Here is a 21,867-nt window from a genome sequence, read left to right as displayed (position 1 = left end):
ACCTCAAGAGCAAAAAGTGGCATCAAATCTAAATATATTTTTCTGGTTGTAAACGCCACTTTTAAGATTTGATCAAGGATTGTAGTTGTAATGAAAAGTATTATTGTCGGAAGGTGACAAAATTGTAAGGTTACCGAAAGGAAAATACATAGTAGTTTGCATTTGTTCAGGATAAACTGGTGAAAGATTAAAACTGGAGGTTTTGAAATTGAGTAAAACAGTTGTAAATGTTAATGGTATCCATAAAGTTTTTGGCAAGCAAAATGAAAATCAGTACCGTGCGTTAAACGGTGTCTCCTTTGACATTCAAACAGGCGAATTTGTCGGCATTATGGGACCATCCGGTGCTGGTAAAACAACACTATTAAATATTGTTTCGACATTGGATAACCCAACCGATGGAAAGATTGAAATTGCTGGAACCGATATTACAAAAATGAAGCAAAAGCAGTTAGCCGACTTCAGATCCGAGCAATTGGGGTTTATTTTTCAGGACTTTAATCTGCTTGAGAACCTGACAATCTATGAAAATATTGCATTACCGCTATCGTTGCAAGGTGTTCCTTCACGAAGAATAAAACCTTCTGTTCAAGAGGTCGCTGCAAAGTTAGGCATAGAAGCTATTTTGGAAAAGTACCCGGTAACTGTATCTGGTGGCCAGAAGCAACGTGCTGCCGCAGCTCGTGCACTCGTTCATGAACCAGCTATTATTTTGGCTGATGAACCAACAGGTGCTCTTGATTCCAAAAGCGCAAAAAGCTTAATGGAAGCAATGGTGCACCTGAATCAAAATCATGATGTTTCCATAATGCTCGTAACACATGATCCACTCAGCGCAAGTTACTGTGACCGCATTCTATTTATTCAGGACGGCGAGCTTTACAAAGAAATCAGCCGCAAAGGGAACCGGAATGATTTTCACCAGGACATTCTCAGCGTTCTTTCAGAATTCACATTCCCACATGAGGAAGTTTAGAAAGGAGGGGAAACTATGCTTGTGAAACTGTCACTTTCCAGTATGCGCAAAATGTTTAAAGATTACCTAGTGCTGTTGTTCGGGTTAACGATATCGATATCTATTTTTTACATGTTTGAGACACTTGCCCAAAACAAAACATTTATTGAAGCCAATGCGATGATAAGTTCGATTGTGTTTATTTTCCATGTTGGAACGTTCATTCTGGGTGCGATTACTGTGCTTTATATTTTCTACGCAACGTCATTTATGCTGACATTACGACAAAAAGAGATGGGCATGTATATGACGCTCGGTGCGAAAAAACCTAAAGTCACCCAACTCATGTTTTTTGAAACGTTTTTTATCGGTATTGTTTCCCTTTTTATTGGTCTAATTGTTGGGGTTGGTTTAGCTAGAGGAATTGCCGAATTATTCATGTGGCAATTGGATTTTTCCGGGGAAGGATTTGAAGCATTTTACCCTTCTTCAATGATTACAACAATCCTATTCTATACAGCATTATTTTTCCTGACATCGATTGTGAATGCATGGAAAATTAGCAGGAAAAGTGTTCTCGGTCTTCTTCACGCTGATCATAAACAGGACCAAGTAAAGGTTAAAGGCAAAAAGACAATTTTCGGTGTAATTTTTGCAATTATTTTAATTGGTGCAGGTTACTATTCCATGATCAATATTGCCAAACTTGAGCAACTAGGGGTTATTTTGGCTGCAGTTACGATTACTGTAGGAACCTATCTGGTTTTTATTTCCCTGTTGCCTTACGTCGTAAAAAAAATAAAAGAAAATCGTGCTCTAAATGAAAAAGGAATCAATTCGTTTACGCTAGGCCAACTGCGGTTTAGAATGCAGAGTTTAACCAAAGTACTTGGCACGGTGGCGATGTTAGTTGCACTTGGGCTAGGCGCGATGACAGCTGGTATTTCCTTTTACCATAATGTCGAATTGCAAGCTTCCGCTTTTTATGCAAATGATGTTGCTATTCACCAGCCGACTGCTGAAGATAACGAGGCACTCGAGGAAATGAACATCACCGAAAAAAATACCTATCATTATAAAATCAATGAACAAGGAATTTATTTTTTAAAAGACGATTTACTGGAAAATCCACCAATGATAAAGCAAATGAATCAAGCATCATTAGAACTTCCAGAATCAGCGCGAGTTTCTGATCCATTACCTGATGAAAAATACGCTATGCAGGATTTACCTGATCAGTGGTCAACTGCATTATCCATGGAAATGAACACTGGCTCCCAGATGTTTGATGATAAGGAAGTATATGTTGTTGATGCTGCCAATTACCAGAGCGTGAATACTGATGAGACATTCGTTGTACTAGTGCAAGTTGATGACTTTACGGAATACCTTCCACAGCTTAAAAAAATCAGTCAGAACCAGTCGGAACTGGCCGAGTCCTATCGAGGCGAGACAGTTGAGAATGTTCAAGGAAAGTACGGTAATTATGTAGCATTCAAGGCGATTGCCAGTGGAACAATATTTATGGGACTTTTCCTGGGTATAGCATTTTTAATGATGATGGCAAGTGTCCTAATGTTTAAGCTGCTGTCAACAGCTACCACTGACACACACCGCTATAGCATGCTTCGCAAAATTGGCGTGAGGAAATCGCTATTAGTTAAATCAATATACCGGGAGCTATTTCTACTTTTCCTATTCCCAGCATTGGCTGGACTTGTCCATGTCCTTGTAGGAATGCAAATGTTCTCGTTCATCATTATCGAGCCATATACAAAAATATGGATTCCAATAAGCATCTTTCTTGTTATCTATGGATTGTATTATTGGATTACGGTACAGATGTATAAACGGATTGTATTACCAAGCAGGTATTAGAAAACTTGGCGTTAACCAGGTCTTTATGGCGATAGTTGCACTTATGCAGGTAAGAGAGGATTTAACCTTTCTTAACTGCTGCATAAAACCGGGCAGCATTTAAACGGCTGCTCGGTTTTTACGTTTGGTTCTGATGAATAAATAGATGTATAGGATAAGTGAAACTAATACCGATCCAGCAGCGGTTATATAAATAACACTATAATCAAACATAAAAGCCAACTGACCAAAGGTGATTGCACCAAGACCGACACCTAAATCAAAAAACGAAAAAAATGTAGCATTTGCCATCCCTTTCCGATTGTCAGGAGCTTTATCTACGGACCAGGCCTGTAATGCTGGCTGAACCGAGCCAAATCCCAGTCCATACATTCCAGCTGCAATCAGCATGACAAATGTACTCGGTAACCATGATAATAGGAGCATGGCACCAAAGATAAGAATGGTCCCTGGCAAAAATACATATGCATGACCTTTTTTATCATAAATTTTCCCTGCAAAAGTCCGGGAAATCATTAGGAAAATCGCAAATACAAGGAAATATGATTCAATCCCTAGTATATGTTTTTCTTCAGCATATAACGGAAGAAATGAGGTTATCCCGCCAAATGTTACTGTTATAAAAAACAATAAAACTGACGGCTGGATAGCAGTTTTTTCAAAAATATCAAACTTGACCGTTGTTGATTTTTCCGCTAATTGATCCACCTTTTTGTAACGGATTCTCGACGATAGCAAAAATGCCACTAACCCTAAAGAGGCACAGATAAGAAATAATTGCGTAAAAGAAATGTAGCCAACCAATGTAAGCCCTAACGTTGGGCCAAATGCAAGTGCCAGGTTGCCAGATAAGCCAAAGTACCCCATCCCTTCTCCACGCCGATTCGGCGGAATTAGGTCTGTTGCAATCGTTCCAGTTGCTGTGGTGGAAAATCCCCAGCCAACACCCTGCACAATTCGCATGATAAACAAAAACACGATACTAGCAGCAAATGCATAGGATCCTACAGATAATACGAAAATAGCTAGACCTATCATGTAAACAAATCCTCTGCCCTTCGACTCCAATGCATGACCGGCATACGGTCGGAGAAGGAGGGCTGAGAAAGTGAATACACCAACAATAATCCCAATTAATTGGTCACTGCCTCCCAATTCCTTGACGAAAAGCGGCAAAGTCGGAAGTGTCATTTGGAACCCGAGAAATATAAAAAAATTAGCCAGGCAGATTAACACGAAATCCTTTGACCAAATCTTATTCGGGATGGTTGAAGTATGTGCTCGTGATTCTGTAGTCATTTATCTCCGTCCCCCTTCGATACTCAAAAGTACATTATACATTGCTTGCTGTTGCCTGTCACTTCCCGTTTTTTGTCGAATCATGGTGAACATCTGTCATACTTTCCAGCTGATATGTTTATTCACACCAGGAGCATACTATGGTATACTTTAGACAGATAATAAATAAGAAAAAGACCACAGCGTGAACTGTGGTCTTTGGATAAGCGGTTCCCCTAGAGGGATCGGCCATTCGTTTTAAGAATAGACCTCACCTTAAAATCTTTTCAGGGAAATAGGGAGGGTCTATTTTGCACTTTATAAAATTAATCTTTAAGGTATAAAGTATAAGCCAAGTTTTTCTAATATTGATCGCCGAAATGATCAAGGCGAGCAATGCAATCAACATGGTACCAAAACTCCCCAGCACCATCATCACTTCATACACGCTCAGAGGCATCACCTCCTTTTCACAAGAAGGGTTAGCCGACCTCCCTAAAAGAACATTATCCTTGTCTCATTATAATATGAACCCAAAAGACAGAAAACGTACATTCGTACCAGTTTTTATGTTTTTTTCAAACACCTTGGTTATTGAATCTGCTGCACAAACAAATAAATACCTGTAAATAATAATAATACATATGTAAGTTTACGAAACAGGTTCTGACTAATCCACCTGAATAGAAATTGTCCCATGACCAGTCCAATTATAACGATTGGCAATGCCATTGCGCTTGAAACCCAAATTTCTTTCGATGTCCCTGCAAAAAACACTTGAACAAGCAAACTCGCGAAATAAATCCACAAATAAAATGCCAGTGTTGTGCCACGCAGTTTTTCCTTTGCAGTACCAGTCCCAGAAAAATACAAAAGTATTGGCGGACCGGGCATACCGATACTTGTCGTAAAAGCCCCAGAAAACACACCTACTACCAAGTTCCGTTTAGAAGTCTGACCTATACGAAACTTCAGAATGAGCAGCAACGTCAACGCGAGTATCAGCACACTTACGCCAAGCTTTAATACTTTCATATCCATCATTAAAAATACTGAAATTCCAATAGGTAATCCAACTAGGCTACCGATTATAAATCGCTTAAGTATTCCCATATCAATATCCTTTTTTATTTTCATAATAAGGGAAATTGAGATTATCAGTGACAGAATAAGATTGATCTGGATCGCCTCACGTGGCTCAAATAACAACAATAAAAATGGCGTTGCCATTATTGAAAAACCAAAACCTGTGCTTGTTTGCAAGATTGAGGCAATCAGAACAATTATCGAAAATAGAAAAATCGTATCCAAAAAAACACCTTCTAATCATTTACTAACATCCAGTTTAACAGATGAATCATGAGAAGTTTTTTCATACTATAATAAGCCATTAAAAAACTTGGTTTATCGCCAATTCTTTATTGCAATTATGCAGTAAGAAAGGATTGGTTTCTTATCTGCCCAGAAAAAAACCCGGGGATTCTCCCGGGTTATCATTTATTCGCCAATTACACCACACGCTATCCGATCACCTGCATCACCTGATGGCTGCGATTTATAATCATCTGGTTTCGCATGGATCATTAATGCGGTTCCATCATTTCCGAGCAGGGAATTCTTTTTACCTTTTATCAGTGTTACCATATCATTGACACCTGCTGCTCGTACTGTTCCATCTTCTTCTACTACTATGTTCGGCAAATCCCCTGCATGCGGACCCTCCGGATGCTTAAAGCCATGTTTTGCATTGGTAGGATTGAAGTGTTCACCCGCTGATTTAAAATCAGGCGCTTCACATACTCCTTTTTCATGAATATGAAATCCGTGAGTACCTGGCGGCAAGTTCTTCGCATCAAGCGTAATATTCGTTCCATCATGTACCTGCCTGATCGTCGCCATACCGATTTTTTCCATATCCCTATTATACATTGTTACATCAACCTTTGTCGTTTCTTCACTTAGACTACCTAGCGTTTCTACACTCGTTTTACTTCCATGGTGCTTGGTATTTTCCATTTCATCATCATTATCAGCACAACCAATCAATACCAGAAAAAATACCAGAGCAGTTAATAAAACAACCCACCTCTTCATGTTTAGCAAACTCCTTTCTGTTTTGGTGAAGTTCTTTTCTCAAACCTTATTCTGCACAAAACTGGAAAACTTAAACATTTAATGAAAGTGCCGTAAAATTTGTTATACTAAACGAAAATTAGGAGGTTTATCTTTTGGGAATTTTTGATGGCATGAGGGAAATGCATCTGAAGTTGAAGCAAAAGACGTGGAAAAAGAACTTCATGAATTATTAAGCTCTTCTGAAAAAGCGGAACACGCCTATAAACTTATTCGCGATTTATTGGTCTTCACAAACAATCGTCTTGTGTTGGTGGACAAGCAAGGCGTAATCTCTTAGAACTCCTTTTTCTGCATTTAGCGGAATGAGGATTCACATTGCCGATCTGTATGTGGAATTAGCAATAAAAAATACACACGCTAGTTTAACGTGTGTACTTTTTTACGTATGCACCTATTTTTTAAATGTTAGACAGTTACTGCTTCATTTTTATGTTTTTGTTTAGGATTATGTGCTTTAAGGAATGGAACAACCCAGCGGTCTAATCCGAATCGGCCTGCGTTATACCCGGCTACCAGGATAAACACTGTAATTAATACCATTTGAGCGTTAGTGCTTACCGTACCACTGAATAAGAATGCAAAGTTCATTGTGATACCCATTAGTGATGCGAAGTTTGTAAAGATACCTAAGATTAGCGCTAACCCGACCAGGAACTCGCCCCACATAACCATGAAACTGAATAATTCAGCGTTCGGCAGTGCGAATGTTTCAAGAAATGTTGCCCACCAGCCTTGAACTGCTGGATGTTCTCCGCCTGCACTAGCTATTGCTCCTTGCATAAATCCACTTGCATCAAAACTGCCTCCTGTTATCTTTCCATATCCTCCAGTCAGCCATTGATACCCGATATATATTCTAAGAAATGCCAGTACACCAGCAACTACTTTATTATTGCGAATGAAATTTACAAACATGATATCCATCTCCTTAAATTTTTATATTTATTTTGTTCAGTATTTCACAAAATAACTTGAGTTAACCTCTTTATTACACTTATATAGTACCATGTATTTATATAATTTTGGTTATTATATTCAGTATTTCACAATTTAGATACAAAGTTATGACAGAGATGTGAACTTGACTAAAAACCCTCCTATCCTCCCTATAAAATAAATCGATATATACCTTTTAATCATTAGTCTGGCCAACGCTTGAACTCCATCACAATACGAAAACATACCTTAATCTTAATATTTACTTGACTTTTCGAAAAGATTACATATACTGTATATATAGACATACACAGTATAACAGTTAATTCATCCAATAAACTTGGAAAGTGAACCACTACATGGGAGGGTTACATATGGAGGATTGGAAACAGGCGTTTTGGCTGGCGAAGTTTGAGTTAAAGGCTTCGGCACAAAATATCTTGATTTATCTTTTTGTGTTAGGCGGGGTCACGTTATTTTTTGTGACTTCACTGGATTCTTACTTGGAAAATAATTATGTAGGCTTTGATTTATTTTTCATTTTAGCTCTTGTTTTTTTATCTGGATCGGGAAGACCGAGGAATTTTGCCTATCAGAAAATCAACAGTGATTTACGGGGTGCACCTGGTACTATTATGCTTAAACAATTACCCGTCAAACACAGCACCATAAACAGAAGCAGACTTATTATTCACTTTTTTAGTGCTTTACCATTTCAGCTTTTCTTTCTCATCATATTATATTTGCTGAATCCTGCATTACAAAGTGAACTTTCGCTAAGTTCTTATCTCACTTTTTTGGTTATCTGGCTGTCATTCGGGGTTTATGCTGGCGCATCTGTACCTGCTGCAGATACAGGTGACCGTATGAAGAATTATCAAATGGCTGTACTGCTTTTCTTTGCCTTTCTAATTATTACAGCTTTTATTACAGCCATTCAGTTGATTGGTAATTATGGAATTGTACAATGGACTATCATTGCCGCCCAGAAATGGCCATGGATATCTGCTATTACATCTATTTTACTAGCAATTATTGGATTTAAATACTGGGAGAATTATATGAAAAAAACCATAAATAATCTGGATTATCTCTAAAGGGGGATATGCTGTGGAACTACCTATTCGTCTTTCGAAGGATTCCCGGGAACCAATTTATCATCAGATTGAAAATCAGCTAAAAGCACTAATTGCCGGTGGACATTTAGCTGCCGGTACATCTTTGCCTTCAATCCGTGGTTTGTCCAAGGATTTAGAAATCAGCATTATCACAACACGACGAGCATATCAGAACCTGGAACATCAAGGGTTTATCCGCACATCACAAGGTAAAGGAACTTTTGTGGCTGAAATTGAAGATGCTACAAAACAACAAGTTAAATCGTCGTCTGTCTATCAAACTATTCAGGAAGCAATTGATACAGCTATCCGCTATGATTATACACTCAATCAAATTGAGGAAATTTTTCAAGACGCGATACGTGCACGGAAAGGGGAGTAACATATGCAATCATATGCAGGGATTTCAAAGGTACAAAAAAAGATAGATGATTTCCATTTGGGACCGATAGATTTACAAATTGAGCCCGGTACAATAACTGCCCTGGTTGGCAACAATGGTTCTGGTAAAAGTACGTTACTTAAGCTATTAATGAATATGGCAAAACCTGATATGGGTAATATTAGATTATTTGATAAGTTTGTCTATGGACATAATGAAACCTGGAAAAGTAAAGTATCTTATCAGCCACAATTAGCAACTGGGTATAACGGATACAACGGAAAGGATTTGAAGGCATTAATTTCATCTTTATACCCAGACTGGGATGAAGCTTTATTTAAAAAAATGGCAGATTCATTTAAGCTTCCGCTGGCCAAAAAGTATGAAAAATTGTCTCCTGGAATGCAACAGAAGTTGAATCTTGCATTAACAATTCCGCGAAATACGCCGTTATTAATTTTAGATGAACCTACAACGTTCATGGATATCCCATCTAAAAGAGCTTTAACAGATATATTGGCAGATTGGATGGAACAAAGTGAACGTGCGATTATTATTGCCAGCCATCAAGTTGAGGATATTAAGAAACTAGCAGACTATATATGTGTGTTACAAGACGGTAAAATGGTTGGGAACTTTGAGAAAGAGGTACTTAAGGAAAGTTATGTGCGGTATTGGCTACCTAATTCCATGCCAGAAAATGCTATTCCAGGGGAAGTTGAACGAGGTATTCAGACAGTAATTTCAAACCAGCCCGAGATAACCGAGTCATTCCTCCAAGAAAATAATATGATTTGGACTGATCGTACTAATCTGGATCTGGAGAAGATCATTTCAATCTTACTAGATGAAAGCGAGGAAAAATAAGCAATGGAAACTATGCTAACGGTGGAATCACTCGAGAAATCATTTAAGGATAAACAAATTTTGAAGGACATCTCCTTTGAGGTTCGTAAAGGAGAAATCATGGCAATTCTGGGACCAAATGGTGCAGGTAAATCGACAACCATTCGTAATATTATGGGGATAATGTACCCCGATAATGGTAAAATCTCTTTTCAAAATCACCAGGAAATCCCTCGTCACCGTATTGGTTATTTACCGGAGGAACGAGGATTATACAAAAATGTGAAAGTCATGGATATTCTGCTCTATTTAGCTGAACTGAAGGATTATCCTTTAAAAAAAGCAAAAGAGCGTGCGATTACTTACCTGAAGAAGTTTGATCTTGAAGGAAAGGAAAACGTTTCTGTTGAAGAACTATCAAAAGGTATGGGGCAAAAAGTTCAATTTATTGCTTCAATTATACATGAGCCAGAACTGCTTATTCTGGATGAGCCATTTTCCGGGCTTGACCCAGTAAGCCAGGAATTGTTTAAAAATGAGATTCGCAATCTGGCTGACAATGGAACTGCCATTCTATTATCCTCACATCAAATGAACCTGGTAGAGGAAATGTGTGACAGGCTGTTCATGATGCACCACGGACAAAAGATTATCCATGGCAATATGGATGATGTTAAAACAGAGTATGCTAACTTCAAGTGTACAATTCGCGGGAAAAATGATCGCGAAGAATTAGAACGATTACCTGCTGTTGAGCGGGTAGAGCAGAGTGAGGACACATCAGTTCTGTATTTAGACAAAAATGTTCAGGCCGTAAGCTGGCTCAAAAATCTTCCAGAAAGTTTATCGGTTCAGGAATTGTCCATAGACCGGATTTCGTTACATGAAATCTTTATTGATATTGCCACAGGTAAAAACTTAATGGAGAAAGCAGGTGAAGTTCATGCGTAACACATTGAAGGTCGCTAAATGGGAAATTAAACGAAACATGAAGAATAAATCGTTTCTTATCGGCTTATTTCTAACTCCGGTCCTATTTTTAGGATTCATGTTTGCGGGAAGTTTATTCGATAATTCCGACAGTGATAGCGAAAAGACCACACACGTATTTATCCAGGATAATTTGGATATCTTTGCTAACCTGCAAGAAACAGTTGAGATGCAAGGATTGAACTGGGATTTGGAGCAAACAGAAATTAGCGAGTCAAAAGTAGAGGATGAACTCGAATCCCTTGAAAACACAGCCTATATTTTTGTGGATAATCGTGCTCTTGAGGATGGCACCATCCCCGTTTACACCAGTGAAGACATTAACGCTTCGTTTATGAGTCAGGTACAAGTACTGGCATCACCTATTAAGACCATGCAAATGCAGCAGTTAGGACTATCTGACGAAGCGTTAGCAGCAGTTTCTATGGGGATCAAATTTAAGGAATCATCTACAGAAGATTCTGCCCCATCCGAAGAAAAAGCAAGTGACAAAGGAGCTCTTGGTGAAGTACCTCTCGAGCGAATCATACCTGGTGCTTTTGCAGGAATAATCCTGCTTTCTATCGTTTTCTCAGGAATGTATATTTTCCAGAGTGCTTCTAATGAAAAGAAAGATAAAATTGCCGAAATTATTTTATCATCATTAACACCTGGCGAGTTGATGCAAGGAAAAATCATTGGCTACTTTGCCCTTGGAATGATCCAGGCAGTTGTTTTCCTTTGTTTTGCCCTTCCAATTTCTATTTGGAAACTGGATGTTCCGATTTTGGATTACTTGTTAGTACCTGAGCTAATTTTGTTTGTTGCAATCGCCATCTTGGGTTACTTCCTTTTTGCAGCCTTATTTATTGGTGTTGGGGCAACGATGGCGGATATGACCTCTGCCGGTAACTTCCAGGGTATGGTTATGATGCTGCCGTTTTTACCATTTATATTTATCGGGCCTGTAATCAGCGACCCAAGTGGGCTATTTGCGCAAATTGGCAGCTATATTCCTTTTACTGCACCGGGAGTGTTATTGTTGCGGTTATCCATTTTGGAGGAATTACCGTGGATAGAAATCACCATTTCACTAGCGATACTTGCAGTAAGTATCTGGATCTTCATGAAACTGGCAGGAAAGATATTCAAAACAGGAATTTTAATGTACGGAAAAAATGCTACACCAGGAGAAATCTGGAAGTGGATTAGAGCATAACAGAAGAGCTGCAGGGATGGAGGGACAGTGCTCCTTGTCCCAGATAAAGCGTGATTTGGGACAGTGCTCCTGTCCCCCCTGTCCCCCTCTCTCTTTAGTTTTTCCCTGGATATAATGGTAATCGGAAAGCCCGATAGGCTTGGCGATGGCTTTCCTTTTTAAAACCCGATATGACAATTTCATAAATCACATCTGCAGGCTGCTCATTGTTTACTTCGATTACTCTGCTATTCATGCCATCCTCAACCTCAATATAGCCTGATGTCAGCATTCTATTTCCCGTATCATAGTGATAGTTTGCATCTCCTACAATGCTTGAAAATAATGCTTTACCGCGCTCTTCACCAAATGCCCAAACCTCTTCAACCGTCATTTTTTCTTTGTTGATACGATACTGAACCATGCGGCTGAAATTTCCACTAAGTGGATCATCACCTCTTGTAATCACGATATTGTTGTCAAACAAGAGAATGTCCTCTGTCTGTTTGTTATTATCCTGATCAGGCATTGTCATCATCGCATGTGGCCCACCAGGAAACTTGAAGTCCTCCCCCTTTGGAGTCAATAAATATTTCTCATACGAGTCGGGCCATTTTTCATCAGCAGCAAGAATCCATTGTATGTCACCTTGTGGATATGACTGCTTCATTATAAGATCCTGATGACGGCTGGAAATTAGAATCGAATCGTCTTTCTCATCATACCAGACGGCATTTTGATGAAGCCAATCCCCCTCGTCAGAGCTTGGACCTTCATAATCCTGATAAAATGCTTCCGGAAAGATATCCCGATAACTAAACTCACGTACGGTTTCCCCTGTTTCCCGGTCAATCTCAATCATTTCATCTTCAATATAGTCTGATTCCGTATCATGAACAGTTGCAAGAAAATTTCCATTAGGTAACTCTATCGCACCATGGTGGACCAAATTTGTATCTTCATAATTGCCAAGCTGAATTATATAGGAATTATAAACTTTCCCAAGCATGTTCATCTCCAGCATTTCGTTGTATTTTTCCTGTCCTTCTTCTTTTGTGATGTACAATAGATTTCCGTTCTCAAGTCGTTCAAAAACATGTGAATTCCATAAGGTTGAGTACCATCTCACCTCTGCATTATGATCTACTGCATATACATAGCGTGAACTTGGAACTATAAATGTCATTCCATTTTCCATTTTTTCTGGATTTGACTCAACAACATTGGTTGTTAGAAAGTCATCTGGTAATGACTCTGTTTGAATTGATACGGTACTGCTTGTCATTTCACCAGATTCAGTGGTCGCTTCGATAGTCACCGTATTTTGATAATCCGGGTATAGGCCGAGAATTGGTACGGAATGTTCTTTTTTATATTGATCATATGTATGTTGAACATCCCCGTTTTCATCTTTCCCCTCAACTGTTACAGTAATCTGTACTGGCTCGTCCGTTTCGAACATAGCCAACGCTGCTAATGGTGTTACTCCATAAGGATCCACCGTAATAAAAGGATCGTCCAGGGAATAGGTTCCCGCCGCATACTCATTCTGAAGTTTCTTTTCCATTTCCTTCTGTTCATTTATGCGGGTTTTGTCTTTTGATGACAGCTGTTCTATTTTTCCATCAGCTTGAAATGATGGTTCTGCTGCTTCCATCGTCTCATCACTATTATTCACAAATTCAATACTTATAAAGAACACAATCGTTACAATTGCACTTATAAAAAAGACTGTGAGCGTCTTGTTCATGCATGACTCTCCTTCTCTGATACATTATCTTATGATTTTTTTATTGCGTAAATAATAACATATATACCTGCCAGCGCTGTAATACTAGCTATTGTAAGGGGGATTGTGCCAATTTCTTTTAATACCATGCTGAAATTATGAAACTCAGCAGCATAAATTGCAGATGCAATCAGTACTGACCCATATATGATTGCGCTAACTAGTAGCAGTTTAATCCCAAAATCTATTTTTTCCATCATAATTCGCCTTTCCCCCCTTCACGTTTCGTATAAAAATCAGTCCTAATGACACAATAACCGTTAGATTGGAGGCGTGTACATGCGACTATTACTCATTTCATTCAGTGTATTTCTATTACTATCCCCAACTAACCTAGGGGCATATCCACTTCAACAAATTGCAGTAGCAGAAAAAGATATCCCTTCTTATGCTAAATGGGGAAGAATGGCTATGAAGGAGACGAAAGCAAAATACCCTAATGCTGCTATAATCGACTACCTTCACAGAGGACGGGAAACGAAAGATGGTTCCACAATTGAAAAGTTCAAACTCTGGCTAAAGGAAGACAATAGAGAATTCGGTGTGTTTATAAACATAGAATTTAATACCGAAACAGAAAAAGTTATCGATATTACGTTCCGAGAGTCATCAAGCTAAGGCTGTTCTTTATTTTTTAACGTGAACTCCTCTGTATTATCGTCCCATTGCACTCTTACATCAATTATTGCGTCCTCTGATACTAAATCATTGCTTCTATGTATAAATACTTTCTTTTTGGGTGGTTCGTCAAACTGAAGTCCTTTCCACCCTTCGTTCAAGGGAGCCTCATATTTAAATTCCAGTCTTTTTACTGGTGACAATTCACTGAGTTCACCCTTATACGTGAGTTTAAATTCTGATTGGCTTTCGCTGTCGTATTCCAAAGTGCCATTCACATTATAGAACACTTCCTTACCATCAATTTTGTATTCTGCCTTCCAATTTTCACTTACGCCAGCAAACATATAGTCATGTTTAATGACGTCTTTGTTTTGAGATTTTATTATGGAGTATGTTGCAATTAGTAAAATCACAAATCCGACAATGCCAATTATTAGCTTATTACGGTTCAATTGTGAGCCCTCCCCCCCTGATAACTTCTATTATAATAATTAATAGTCCTGCAAAAAGGACGCATCCTTTATGGAAGATATGCGCCCTTTATTGATTATTTAAATTCTCCTCGCCTTAATACCGACTCTTATGGATAGCCTCCTGTGCTTTATGCAGATATTTCTGTTTAACCTTAATATCATAGGTTGATGAAAAGTTTGCACTTCCTAAATTTCCATTCATTGGTGTGGCTGTTTTTGTTTTCGTAATTATTCCTGCATCATTAAGATTACCTTTAACTCTACCGTACTCCTCCAAGTTTTGAGTGAAGCAAACAGTTTCCCAGCTGTTTTCTTTAAAAAAATAAACAATGCGTCGCAGCATTTCAAATACCTCCAGTCACTTATCATGAGTGAATAATACTTCCCCAAAAAACATTTCCTGGCAATAAAAGAAACCGGTGTAATCATTGATAAATTGAGCCCCTCCACATTCCCCCTCTTTTTGATTAGCATTACCGACTCTTCTACTCCTGCTGCAAACACACTTTACCAAGACAGTTTAGTTGATAGTTCAACATTTCTTATGCTTATATTTATTAATATTGGTCTGTCCTTTATGAAAAAGTCTTATGGACAATTTCAATTCATTCGATAAAATACCTGCTAAAAAACGCATTCTCTATGTCAAAAAATGCGCCACAGAGATAATTTAAAGTTCCTCTATTTCACCAAAATGGTTCCTGTTCATTGGATAGCTTTAATATAAATGGGTGAAAGATGAACGAAGCAATGATCACTGCTATTATAATCACCAGTGTCGCCCACAAACTTAAGCCAAGCAATACAGTGATTGGGAATACCGCTAACGGTAAAAAGTCCAACCATAACCTTCTTTGCCTTGATTTGTTCGTCTCATATTGCTTTTTACCACAATGAGGACATTTCATCTTAAAAGCTACAATTGATTGGAGCCACGTCCATTCGTTCTCGCAGTTTTGACAAATCGGCATTGCAAGTTAGTCACCCTTCTCATTCGAATACGTTTCTCTTAAAAAAACTATTGAACGGCTGATTAGTGCTTTTAAAACATCAACATCAATATCATCTACTTTATTGATATATACACACGCTTTTCCTGTTGTATGCTTTCCAAAATCTTTAAGGAGTTCCTCTCGTTCTTCGTCACCTGTTGCAAAATACAAACTGATTTTCGACTTACGCGGTGAGAAACCGACAAGCGGAGCATCGCCTTCATGACCTGATGCATATTTATAATGATAGGAACCAAAGCCAATGATGCTTGGCCCCCACATCTTCGCTGGATAGCCTGTCGTTTCCGTAAATATATCCAGTAATTTGTATGCATCCTCACGCTTTTTAATGCTGTCAACATTTTCGATGAACTCTATCACACTATTGTCATTTTCCTTCGTTTTAAGTTCATACATTTTAAACACTCCTTATTAAGATAAGCCTTTATCTAAGATTTTTCATATCCGTTGGTGTTAAAAGATCTGTATCAGATGGAATATATCCTAATTGCCGAGCCATTGATACAATCTGCCCTTTATGATGAAACTCGTGGGTGGTTGTGTGTGTGAAAAGCCATAATACAGAAAGTTCCTCATTATCTTCCTGCCAGGGAACTTGTCCTGTCAGTTTATATTCATATTCATCTTCGAATTTATCTATAAAACTGTAGACCAGAGAATCTATTTCATCAAAGATTTCTCTCATATCACTGACATCACTTACTGACCGAGGAGTAACTGGTGTTATATTTTTCTTCAGTCCGAAATTACCCAGCCAGGATTGGTAGCATTCAGCAACATGCGCATGGAGATTTCGTATAGATCCCCAGCCAAATCCTTCAATTTCTTTTACATAATCATCATGATGCAACTTCTCACAAAACTGAAAAAGCTGCTCCCTCGTAAATTTAATTAAGTCATACTGGCTTTTTAATAGATTCATAATAATTTTTTCCTCTCTACTTTTAATTAATAAATCTTTCCCTGAAAAAGCTATTTCTTCTTATTCCGAAAACTTATGAACAAGTAAAAAGATAATATAACAAAATAGATTAAGCCAATACCCAGCGAAGCCTTTATAATAAAATCCACAGAAATCCTCCCTTATTCATGCTTCCCCAAGTACAAATCAAACTCTATTTCACATTTATTTTGATTCTGCTGAAATTGTGTAAAACGAAATAAATTTATTTTCACCTTTTCACTTTTCCTACTAATTAAGAATAATAGCCACCCTTTTCACACCTTATTTAACATTAATTAAACTCAAACCTCCCATACTCTTTTCACTTCCACTAAAGCTTTTTCATCGAACGTTAATTTATAGATATCCGGCATACTTAGTGTTTTCCAGAAGTGAAAATTATATTGCTTATCAAAATAATTCATAATTATCGTCATAATATTGCCATGTGTTCCAATTGCAATATTTCTTCCTTTATATTGTTCTAACACATGATTAATAGCCTCTACGCCTCTTTGTTGAGCACGATAATTTGACTCTCCACCAGCCCATGCGAAATTATAATCCTGCCAGACTTTCGTTATAGCTTCATCAAAGTCTTCAACTGGCTTTCCAGCTAACTTTCGCTCTTTGAATCCTTTCTTTAGAATAACTTCTTGTTCTATGTATTCTGCGATTCCTTTAACCGTCTGAATAGCACGAATATAAGGGCTAGATAACACCACATCGATGTTTTCAGCCTGGAGCAATTCCGTAACCTTTTCAGCGGTTATGAATCCTTCTTGAGATAAGGGCCGTTTCCGCTCATCAGGCGTAAAAGTTGAATGGGCGTGACGAACTAAATATATATTTGTATTCATAATGCCTCCACTATTTCATTCCTAATCAATAATTAGCATGTCATTCTCATCGAATTCCCAGTCTTCGCCATAGGCAACTTCCCACATATAGCCATCTGGATCTGAGAAATAACCACTATATCCTCCCCAAAAAACACGCACAGGATATTTAACTACAGTACCTCCAGCTTGTTCAGCTCTTTCTATAACTTTATCAACTTCCTCAAGCGATTTTGCATTATAAGCAAGTGTAATTCCAGAGAACCCAAGTTTTGATGGAGGCTGTTCAGCATCTATATCCTTCGCTAATTCTTCTAGCGGGTATAATGCCAGTTTTGTACCGTTATTATGAAAAAAAACAATCTCGGGATTATCGTCTGTTACGGATGTTTGAAAACCTAGACCGTCTCTGTAGAACTTTAGCGATTCATTTATATTTGTAACACCAAGCGTTAATAGATTTATTCTGTTCATCCTGATTCTCCTTTCTAACTCTATTAAATACTTCTCTATTTTCTAAAGAAATCCTCCATTTTTTGCTAGTTCTTTTGATTGTTTTTGCAGAAAAAAGGTTTATTATTTTTAATAAAGGAAATAAAATGACCACTACGTTTAAGGAGGATTTCATGAAACTAAAGCGGTCTCTTGCTATTGCTGGTGGTTTTTTGCTATTATTTTTTGTATTTACACCCTCCGTTCATGCCGATAGTGGCCAAACATATGAGGTTGGTACTGATTCACTGAATGTCAGGTCCGCCCCGGCCCAGAGCGCTGAAATACTCGGCCAGCTTGATGATGGTGACCAAGTAGTTGTTTTCGACGAAGCTTTTGGTTGGGTGCAAACATATTACAACGGACAAGAAGCATGGGTTGCATCGGAGTTTTTATTTGCCGCAGATGGGATAAATCCTTCTGTTAATCAAAAGGAGATTACAGTTACTGCTGACGAGGTAAGGCTCAGAACAGGTCCAGGCACACAACATAAGATACTCGGATATGCTTCCTCTGGTGATACATACACCATGGTTAAAGCATCAAATAATTGGAATAAGATTATGCTCAACGATGGATCTGTCGCATGGATTGCTTCATGGCTTACAGATACAAACAGGAGTATTCATCCAGCAGAATCCAGCGTCAATGACACCCATACAAATAATCAATCCGGCGGCTCTTTAGCAGGATACAACATCGTACTTGACCCTGGACATGGCGGAAAAGATCCTGGCGCTATTGGAATTGGCGGAACGTTTGAAAAAGGTATCATCATGGATACCGCTGATAACGTTGCAAAGCAGTTACGTAATGCTGGAGCGACCGTTATCCTGACTCGGAAAGACGATTATTTCATCCCGCTTGAAGAACGCGTGAGAATCAGTAATGCTTATAATACACATGCTTTTATCAGTCTTCACTATAATGCATATCCATCACTGGCGATAAATGGTGTGAGTACTTATTTTCATTCCGGTGGGGATGAACGTGAGCTAGCAAATAAAATTCAATCTGCCATTGCACAAAGAATCCCATTAAAAAATCGGGGTATTATGCAAAAAGGATATCATGTGCTGAGGGAGAATAATGATTTATCTGTGTTAATTGAATTAGGCTTCATCACCAACCCTTATGATTTAGATACGGTTCGAACAGCGGATTATCATGATAATGTAGCAGCGGGAGTTGTAGAAGGTTTAAAGAATTATTTTAATGAATAATATGAAGGGCTGTCCATTAGCTATCATAGCTAATGGACAGTATGTGTAACTAAAGTTTGTACGCTTGGTTTTCACTACCTTTTTCAGCATAAACCATACTCAAAATATCGTTAAACTGATATGTCTTTACATGATAATTATTTGCAATCAGCCATTCTACAAGCTTAGCTTGATCTGCATAGAATTCATCCTCTATGGCCTCAATTGCTTCGGTATTACCTTGTGTACGGAATCGTTCTATTACTTCTTTTTGATGCTGTTCATTCTGAAACATCAAATCCACAATACAAATCTGCCCATCGTCTTTCAAAACACGCGTCATTTCTTCCAGTGCAAGCAGTTTTTCATTATCAGGAATATGGTGCAATGCATAGCTTGATACGATTCCGTCAGCTTGGTTATCCAATAACGGGAGTGCAAGAAAGTGTCCTTTTCGTGTTTCAATTGTCGGATGTTTTTCGCTGCAAACGTTAAGCATTTCTTCGGATTGGTCTACACCGATTACATTTACTTGCTTTTTGAGAAATTTTGAACCTAAGTTACCTGTGCCGACTCCAACATCCACACATACGTCATTTGGCTGTAGCTTGATCGTATCTGCAATTCTGGATAATGCTTTATCATAATCCTGATGGACATTGAATCGATAGCCTGCCATTTTGATATTCTGATCGTATCCTGCAGCCTGCTTATCAAAATTCCATTTGTCCTCCCAGTTTTTCCGCAAATTCTTCATGTTTTTCAAGTGCTGAGCAAGTATGAAGATATCTTGTTCCTGGTAATTATCATCTGCTGTCTGTTCTACCATTTTATCAATCGTGTTGATCATATCCTTCATCTCAATCCATTTTTCGAATAGAGCTGATCGCTGAACGTTCAAATAATCTTTCATACTCATATTAGGATTATCCAGAATTCCTTTTATACTCTCAATATGCATGCCGATTTCCCGTAAAGCAAGAATTGTACTTAGGTGCAGGAGGTCTTTTTCAGAAAAGATTCTGTAATGATTTTCTGTGTCCTTCTTTGGCGTAATTAGTCCCTTTTGCTCATAAAATCGAATTGCTCTTGGTGTTGTATTTAACTGTTTTGCGACTTCTTTAATTTGCATGTTTTAACCCCTTTCTATTACTACTATAAACGTTAACGTTACGTTAATGTAAAGGGAAAAATTTAATACTGTTGTTTTCACTATATAATCGAACATCAAACTAAAAAAGTGCCATAAATTATGTATAAATTTATGACACTTAATTAGATCTAGATTCGATTATAGGGTGAATAGACCTTTATTTATTTCGATCATTGGAAGTCATCAGTGTGACGACAACAAGTACGATTACGGCTACCGGAAGTGCTACGATAACACTGTTCAACTCAAACGGCTTTCCAAGCAGAATCTCCCAGATTAACGTCGTTACAACACCAGCAACCATCGAGGATACACCGCCCGCCATATTTACACGCTTCCAGAAGAAAACGGCGAGTAATGCTGGGGTAAGACCGGCTCCGTAAACTGTATATGCGTACATTTGTACTTCAAGGACTGTTGGGAAGAATCTGATCAGAATATACGACAGCACACCCAACAGGATGATGAAAAATTTTGTCATTCCTAATAATTGCTTGTCCGAGGCTTCTTTTTTTATATATTTTCCGACGATATCATATGTCACATTTGTCGCTGCTGATAAAAGATAAGAATTACCTGTGGTTACAATAAACGCTGTTGCAGCAGCCAGCAGGATCCCACCAATTACTGTCGGCATAACGGTGGTTGTAGCCATTAATGCCATTCCAGGATCAATATTTGGAAACATGGAACTTGATGCAAACGCAATAAACGAAATCGCTGGAGAAATAAGCAGCATTCCAATCAGCCAGCCAATTTGCGCTCTTTTGGCTGATTTACCACCTGTCGATGATGCCAGACGCTGGTACATGTTCTGGTCACCTAACAATAGAAATAAGGATGGTAACAAGAACCCGAGTAATTGGATGTTGTTTAATTCACCTGTTGCAGTTAAGTGTTCAGCCGGAACATTATTCGTTACGCCATCCCATCCACCTGCTATCACATATATTGTTGGCAATGTTATAAACAATGCCGCGATTGCCAGAAATGCGCTTAATGCATCAGTTGGTGCGACTGAACGCAGGCCACCGATTGATGCCAGAAACACGATCAGGACTGCACCGATAATGGTACCGACTTCTACTGACATACCAGTTGTTAAGTTTAAAATAAAACCAAGACCAGTCATTTGGTACGAAACGATTCCAACAAAGGCAAGGATAATGATGATACTTGCAATCATTCTGGCAGTTGAACCGTATTTTTCTTCTAGAATTCCCGATACAGTATATTTACCGAACTCACGAATTTTTGGGGCAATTAAATAAAGTATACCAATACCAACAAGGGTAGGAATCATCATCATTAATGCGGGAATGATTCCATAAGTGAATGCCATTGATGTTTCCCCGCCAGAAATACTTCCACTGCCTGTCCAGGTGGCAAGCAATGTACCTGTTAAGACTATCGTGCCTAATCCTTTTCCTGCTAAAATAAAGTCTTCACTGTTGGATATTTTTCTTGAATAGTAAATACCCATTATAATCATGATAACTCCATAAGCACCAACAAACCAAAGCAGAGTAGGATTGTGTTCGATACCCATATGTTACACTCCTTTTCTAAGTTGTTTTCCTTATAATGCTGTTATTAAGGCTAACATATAAAGTTGAAATTAATATGGATAGAAAGAACTAATTGAA

General features: G+C 38.3%; 25 protein-coding genes and 1 pseudogene. 10 read left to right on the top strand and 16 right to left on the bottom strand.

The genetic code is table 11. From position 1 onward, the window contains the following. The first annotated feature begins 208 nt into the window (after positions 1–208). Positions 209–976, top strand: a complete 768-nt coding sequence (locus ACE1TG_RS13470) for an ABC transporter ATP-binding protein (RefSeq protein ID WP_375052911.1) — start codon at positions 209–211, stop codon at positions 974–976. A 15-nt stretch (positions 977–991) separates the two neighbouring features. Beyond that, positions 992–2,833, top strand: coding sequence for an ABC transporter permease (locus ACE1TG_RS13465; RefSeq protein WP_375052910.1), 1,842 nt, complete (start codon positions 992–994; stop codon positions 2,831–2,833). 99 nt (positions 2,834–2,932) lie between these two features. Here ACE1TG_RS13465 and ACE1TG_RS13460 read toward each other — a convergent pair whose 3' ends face one another. The 4 genes from ACE1TG_RS13460 to ACE1TG_RS13445 all read right to left on the bottom strand — a co-directional run bounded on the left by ACE1TG_RS13460 (position 2,933) and on the right by ACE1TG_RS13445 (position 6,205). Further along, entirely contained in the window at positions 2,933–4,132 is a 1,200-nt protein-coding gene (locus ACE1TG_RS13460; RefSeq protein WP_375052909.1) for an MFS transporter, read from the bottom strand. A 250-nt stretch (positions 4,133–4,382) separates the two neighbouring features. Next, a complete protein-coding gene (locus ACE1TG_RS13455) occupies positions 4,383–4,571 on the bottom strand; it encodes a putative holin-like toxin (RefSeq protein WP_375052928.1) in 189 nt (62 codons plus the stop codon). Positions 4,572–4,702: 131 nt separating this feature from the next. Then, positions 4,703–5,422, bottom strand: coding sequence for a sulfite exporter TauE/SafE family protein (locus ACE1TG_RS13450; RefSeq protein ID WP_375052908.1), 720 nt, complete (start codon positions 5,420–5,422; stop codon positions 4,703–4,705). A gap of 186 nt (positions 5,423–5,608) precedes the next feature. Beyond that, positions 5,609–6,205: a superoxide dismutase family protein gene (locus tag ACE1TG_RS13445; RefSeq protein ID WP_375052907.1), complete on the bottom strand. Its 597-nt coding sequence runs from the start codon at positions 6,203–6,205 to the stop codon at positions 5,609–5,611. A gap of 152 nt (positions 6,206–6,357) precedes the next feature. Between ACE1TG_RS13445 and ACE1TG_RS13440 the strand changes: the two are divergent. Further along, positions 6,358–6,515, top strand: a pseudogene (locus ACE1TG_RS13440) (PH domain-containing protein); the annotation flags it as partial. 137 nt (positions 6,516–6,652) lie between these two features. Here ACE1TG_RS13440 and ACE1TG_RS13435 read toward each other — a convergent pair. Continuing rightward, a complete protein-coding gene (locus ACE1TG_RS13435) occupies positions 6,653–7,162 on the bottom strand; it encodes a DoxX family protein (protein ID WP_375052906.1) in 510 nt (169 codons plus the stop codon). A 395-nt stretch (positions 7,163–7,557) separates the two neighbouring features. Here ACE1TG_RS13435 and ACE1TG_RS13430 point away from each other — a divergent pair, with 395 nt between their 5' ends. The 5 genes from ACE1TG_RS13430 to ACE1TG_RS13410 are packed head-to-tail and all read left to right on the top strand — an operon-like array spanning position 7,558 to position 11,717. After that, positions 7,558–8,280 (top strand): hypothetical protein, encoded by a 723-nt coding sequence (locus tag ACE1TG_RS13430; protein WP_375052905.1) that lies wholly within the window; start codon positions 7,558–7,560, stop codon positions 8,278–8,280. Between the two features lie 13 nt (positions 8,281–8,293). After that, positions 8,294–8,683: a GntR family transcriptional regulator gene (locus tag ACE1TG_RS13425; RefSeq protein ID WP_375052904.1), complete on the top strand. Its 390-nt coding sequence runs from the start codon at positions 8,294–8,296 to the stop codon at positions 8,681–8,683. 3 nt (positions 8,684–8,686) lie between these two features. Then, positions 8,687–9,550 carry an ATP-binding cassette domain-containing protein gene (locus tag ACE1TG_RS13420; protein ID WP_375052903.1) on the top strand — a complete coding sequence of 288 codons (864 nt, stop codon included), beginning with the start codon at positions 8,687–8,689 and terminating at the stop codon, positions 9,548–9,550. Positions 9,551–9,553: 3 nt separating this feature from the next. After that, on the top strand, positions 9,554–10,480 hold the full coding sequence (locus ACE1TG_RS13415) for an ABC transporter ATP-binding protein (protein WP_375052902.1): 927 nt from the start codon (positions 9,554–9,556) through the stop codon (positions 10,478–10,480). Further along, positions 10,473–11,717 (top strand): ABC transporter permease, encoded by a 1,245-nt coding sequence (locus ACE1TG_RS13410; RefSeq protein ID WP_375052901.1) that lies wholly within the window; start codon positions 10,473–10,475, stop codon positions 11,715–11,717. Before ACE1TG_RS13415 ends, ACE1TG_RS13410 begins: the two co-directional genes overlap by 8 nt. Before the next feature lie 94 nt (positions 11,718–11,811). Here ACE1TG_RS13410 and ACE1TG_RS13405 read toward each other — a convergent pair whose 3' ends face one another. After that, complete coding sequence (locus tag ACE1TG_RS13405; protein WP_375052900.1) at positions 11,812–13,446, bottom strand: aryl-sulfate sulfotransferase; 1,635 nt, start codon at positions 13,444–13,446, stop codon at positions 11,812–11,814. 29 nt (positions 13,447–13,475) lie between these two features. Next, positions 13,476–13,685: a hypothetical protein gene (locus ACE1TG_RS13400; RefSeq protein ID WP_375052899.1), complete on the bottom strand. Its 210-nt coding sequence runs from the start codon at positions 13,683–13,685 to the stop codon at positions 13,476–13,478. A gap of 79 nt (positions 13,686–13,764) precedes the next feature. Here ACE1TG_RS13400 and ACE1TG_RS13395 point away from each other — a divergent pair, with 79 nt between their 5' ends. Further along, the gene (locus ACE1TG_RS13395; RefSeq protein WP_375052898.1) at positions 13,765–14,103 is read left to right on the top strand and encodes a YqzG/YhdC family protein; all 339 of its coding nucleotides are present in this window, start codon (positions 13,765–13,767) and stop codon (positions 14,101–14,103) included. Here the strand turns inward: ACE1TG_RS13395 and ACE1TG_RS13390 are convergent. The 7 genes from ACE1TG_RS13390 to ACE1TG_RS13360 all read right to left on the bottom strand — a co-directional run bounded on the left by ACE1TG_RS13390 (position 14,100) and on the right by ACE1TG_RS13360 (position 17,848). After that, complete coding sequence (locus tag ACE1TG_RS13390; RefSeq protein ID WP_375052897.1) at positions 14,100–14,558, bottom strand: hypothetical protein; 459 nt, start codon at positions 14,556–14,558, stop codon at positions 14,100–14,102. The genes ACE1TG_RS13395 and ACE1TG_RS13390 overlap by 4 nt on opposite strands. 115 nt (positions 14,559–14,673) lie before the next feature. Beyond that, a complete protein-coding gene (locus tag ACE1TG_RS13385) occupies positions 14,674–14,922 on the bottom strand; it encodes a hypothetical protein (RefSeq protein ID WP_375052896.1) in 249 nt (82 codons plus the stop codon). Between the two features lie 343 nt (positions 14,923–15,265). After that, complete coding sequence (locus ACE1TG_RS13380; protein WP_375052895.1) at positions 15,266–15,550, bottom strand: TIGR04104 family putative zinc finger protein; 285 nt, start codon at positions 15,548–15,550, stop codon at positions 15,266–15,268. 6 nt (positions 15,551–15,556) lie between these two features. Further along, positions 15,557–15,988, bottom strand: coding sequence for a DUF1801 domain-containing protein (locus ACE1TG_RS13375; protein WP_375052894.1), 432 nt, complete (start codon positions 15,986–15,988; stop codon positions 15,557–15,559). 28 nt (positions 15,989–16,016) lie between these two features. After that, positions 16,017–16,514, bottom strand: a complete 498-nt coding sequence (locus ACE1TG_RS13370) for a DinB family protein (RefSeq protein WP_375052893.1) — start codon at positions 16,512–16,514, stop codon at positions 16,017–16,019. Between the two features lie 323 nt (positions 16,515–16,837). After that, entirely contained in the window at positions 16,838–17,395 is a 558-nt protein-coding gene (locus tag ACE1TG_RS13365; protein ID WP_375052892.1) for a histidine phosphatase family protein, read from the bottom strand. A gap of 21 nt (positions 17,396–17,416) precedes the next feature. Continuing rightward, complete coding sequence (locus ACE1TG_RS13360) at positions 17,417–17,848, bottom strand: VOC family protein (protein ID WP_375052891.1); 432 nt, start codon at positions 17,846–17,848, stop codon at positions 17,417–17,419. Between the two features lie 152 nt (positions 17,849–18,000). On the opposite strand from ACE1TG_RS13360, the gene ACE1TG_RS13355 reads away from it, so the two are divergent. Beyond that, the gene (locus ACE1TG_RS13355) at positions 18,001–19,089 is read left to right on the top strand and encodes an N-acetylmuramoyl-L-alanine amidase family protein (RefSeq protein WP_375052890.1); all 1,089 of its coding nucleotides are present in this window, start codon (positions 18,001–18,003) and stop codon (positions 19,087–19,089) included. Between the two features lie 49 nt (positions 19,090–19,138). Here ACE1TG_RS13355 and ACE1TG_RS13350 read toward each other — a convergent pair whose 3' ends face one another. Further along, positions 19,139–20,200: a MerR family transcriptional regulator gene (locus ACE1TG_RS13350; protein WP_375052889.1), complete on the bottom strand. Its 1,062-nt coding sequence runs from the start codon at positions 20,198–20,200 to the stop codon at positions 19,139–19,141. A gap of 178 nt (positions 20,201–20,378) precedes the next feature. After that, on the bottom strand, positions 20,379–21,770 hold the full coding sequence (locus ACE1TG_RS13345) for a sodium:solute symporter family protein (RefSeq protein WP_375052888.1): 1,392 nt from the start codon (positions 21,768–21,770) through the stop codon (positions 20,379–20,381). Positions 21,771–21,867 lie beyond the last annotated feature (97 nt).

Origin of the sequence: Virgibacillus sp. JSM 102003 (genome assembly GCF_041949995.1) — a bacterium.
GTDB lineage: Bacteria > Bacillota > Bacilli > Bacillales > Amphibacillaceae > Lentibacillus.
The sequence above is the reverse complement of the archived record's forward strand: the minus strand, read 5'-3'. Positions and strand labels throughout refer to the sequence as shown.